Annotated in this window: 3 protein-coding genes; all 3 read left to right on the top strand. The window is 71.9% G+C overall.

All coding sequences use genetic code 11. From position 1 onward, the window contains the following. Positions 1–114: 114 nt before the first annotated feature. Positions 115–864, top strand: a complete 750-nt coding sequence (locus ABD194_RS20595) for a phosphoadenylyl-sulfate reductase (protein WP_343995007.1) — start codon at positions 115–117, stop codon at positions 862–864. After that, positions 861–1,853 (top strand): sulfate adenylyltransferase subunit CysD, encoded by a 993-nt coding sequence (gene cysD / locus ABD194_RS20590; protein WP_425580038.1) that lies wholly within the window; start codon positions 861–863, stop codon positions 1,851–1,853. The genes ABD194_RS20595 and cysD overlap by 4 nt, the downstream gene beginning before the upstream one ends. Beyond that, the coding region (locus ABD194_RS20585; RefSeq protein ID WP_343995005.1) for a sulfate adenylyltransferase subunit 1 at positions 1,853–2,714 on the top strand (862 nt) is incomplete at its 3' end. The genes cysD and ABD194_RS20585, both read left to right, overlap by 1 nt.

Genomic DNA, 2,714 nt, shown 5'->3' with positions numbered 1-2,714 from the left:
CGCGAGCCGGCTGCCCGACTACGTCGAGCGGGTCGTGCGCACCTACGTCGCCGAGCGCGCTGACGGCGAGAGGTTCGCCGAGTGGAGCCACCGCGTCGAGGAAGGAGCCCTCCAGTGACCAGCGTCCCCCTCGCCACGCCGAAGGTCCCGCGCAGGCGACGCAGCGAGGCCGAGCTCAAGGCGCTCGTCGACGACTTCAACGAGACGCTCGCCGCCGATCCCGAGCACGAGCCGACCGCCCACGAGGTCGCGGCCTGGGCCGCCTTCCACTTCGGCGGGTCCATCGCGGTCGCGTGCTCGATGGCGGATGCCGTCCTGCCGCATCTCGTCTCGCGCTACGCGCCGGGCGTCGACGTGCTCTTCCTCGACACCGGCTACCACTTCTCCGACACCCTGGTGACGCGGGCCATCGTCGCCGAGGACCTCCCGGTCACCGTCGTCGACGTCCTGCCGCGGCAGACCGTCGCCGAGCAGGACGCGGAGTACGGCCCCCGCCTCCACGAGCGTGACCCGGCGCTCTGCTGCCGGCTGCGCAAGGTCGAGCCGCTCGCGCGGACGCTCCCCGCCTACGAGGCGTGGGTCACCGGCGTGCGCCGCGAGGAGTCGCCCACCCGGAGCGACACGCCCCTGGTCACCTGGGACGACAAGAACGGGCTCGTCAAGGTCAACCCACTCGCCGCATGGGACTTCGACGAGCTGCTTGCGTATGCCGCCGAGCACCGGGTCGAGGTCAACTCCCTTCTCTCCGATGGCTACCCGTCCATCGGCTGCGAGCCGTGCACCCGCCGGGTCGAGCCCGGCGAGGACCCCCGTGCCGGCCGCTGGGCCGGCTTCGCCAAGACCGAATGCGGACTCCACACATGACGACGACCGTGAGCAGGACTGACACCCACGCCGTTCCGGACAGCGAGCCCACTGACGCGACGCCCGGGCTGGCATACCGCACCACGCCTGCCGACCGGCGGCTGAGCCAGCTCGACGCGCTCGAGGCCGAGGCGATCCTCGTCATCCGCGAGATGGCCGGCGAGCTCGAGCGCCCCGCCCTGCTCTTCAGCGGCGGCAAGGACTCGGTCGTCATGCTCCACCTGGCGACCAAGGCCTTCTGGCCCGCGCCGATCCCCTTCCCGGTGCTGCACGTCGACACCGGCCACAACTTCCCCGAGGTGCTCGCCTACCGCGACGAGACCGTCGAGCGGCTCGGCCTGCGGCTCGTCGTCGCGAGCGTGCAGGACTACCTCGACGACGGCCGCCTGCGCGAGCGCGCCGACGGCACCCGCAACCCGCTGCAGACCCTGCCGCTGCTCGACGCCATCCACGACAACCGCTTCGACGGGGTCTTCGGCGGCGGCCGGCGCGACGAGGAGAAGGCCCGCGCCAAGGAGCGGATCGTCTCCCTCCGTGACGAGTTCGGCCAGTGGGACCCGAAGAACCAGCGTCCCGAGCTGTGGAACCTGTTCAACCCCCGGCACCGACCCGGCGAGCACGTGCGGGTCTTCCCGATCAGCAACTGGACCGAGGTCGACATCTGGCGCTACATCGAGCGCGAGGGCATCCCGCTCGCCCCGCTCTACTACGCCCATGAGCGCGAGGTGTTCCGGCGAGACGGCATGTGGCTTGCCGTCGGCCCCTACAGCCAGCCGCGGGACGACGAGCCGGTCGAGACCCGCCTCGTGCGCTACCGAACCGTCGGCGACATGTCGTGCACCGGCGCGGTCGAGTCGCCGGCGCGCACGAACGCCGAGATCGTCGTCGAGGTGGCCGCCTCGACCCTGACCGAGCGCGGAGCCACGCGCGCCGACGACCGGATCTCCGAGGCCGCCATGGAGGACCGCAAGAAGGAAGGCTATTTCTGATGGGTGGCTCTCTCCTGCGCCTCGCCACGGCCGGCTCGGTCGACGACGGCAAGTCGACGCTCGTCGGCCGCCTGCTCCACGACACGAAGTCGGTCCTCTCCGACCAGCTCGCCGCCGTGGAGCGCGTCAGCCGCGACCGCGGGCTGACCGCCGCCGACCTCGCCCTGCTGACCGACGGCCTGCGCGCCGAGCGCGAGCAGGGCATCACGATCGACGTCGCCTACCGCTACTTCGCTACGGCGACAAGGTCTTTCGTGCTCGCCGACTGCCCCGGTCACGTGCAGTACACCCGCAACACGGTCACCGGCAGCTCGACCGCCGACGTCGTCGTCCTCCTCGTCGACGCCCGCAAGGGCGTGCTCGAGCAGACCCGTCGGCACCTCGCCGTCACCGCCCTGCTGCGCGTGCCCCACGTCGTCGTCGCGGTCAACAAGATCGACCTCGTCGACTTCTCGTCGGAGGTCTACGACCGGGTGGAGTCCGAGGTGCAGGCGGTGGCCCGCGAGCTCGGGGTCGTCGACGCCACCGTCATCCCCGTCAGCGCCCTCGACGGCGACAACGTCGGGGAACGCTCCGTCCGCACGCCCTGGTACGCCGGTCCCAGCCTGCTCGAGCTCCTCGAGGCGCTCCCGCCGTCCGACGACCCGGTCCACCAGTCCTTCCGCCTGCCGGTGCAGCTCGTCATCCGGCCGCAGGGTGCCGCCCGCGACGAGACGCACCGCGACTACCGGGGGTATGCCGGCCAGGTGGCCTCGGGCGTCGTGCGCGTCGGTGACGAGGTGGTCGCGTTGCCGTCCGGCCGGCGCACGACCGTCGTCGGCATCGACCTCGGCGACCGGTCCCTCGAGGAGGCCTTCGCGC

It is taken from the genome of Terrabacter terrae (assembly GCF_039529575.1).
Classification (GTDB): domain Bacteria; phylum Actinomycetota; class Actinomycetes; order Actinomycetales; family Dermatophilaceae; genus Terrabacter; species Terrabacter terrae.
Note: the sequence above shows the minus strand (reverse complement) of the source record. Positions and strands in the feature narration are given on the sequence as shown.

Coding starts and splice junctions, on each gene's coding strand:
- cysD (WP_425580038.1), top strand. CDS start 861: ATGACGACGACCGTGAGCAGGACTGACACCCACGCCGTTCCGGACAGC.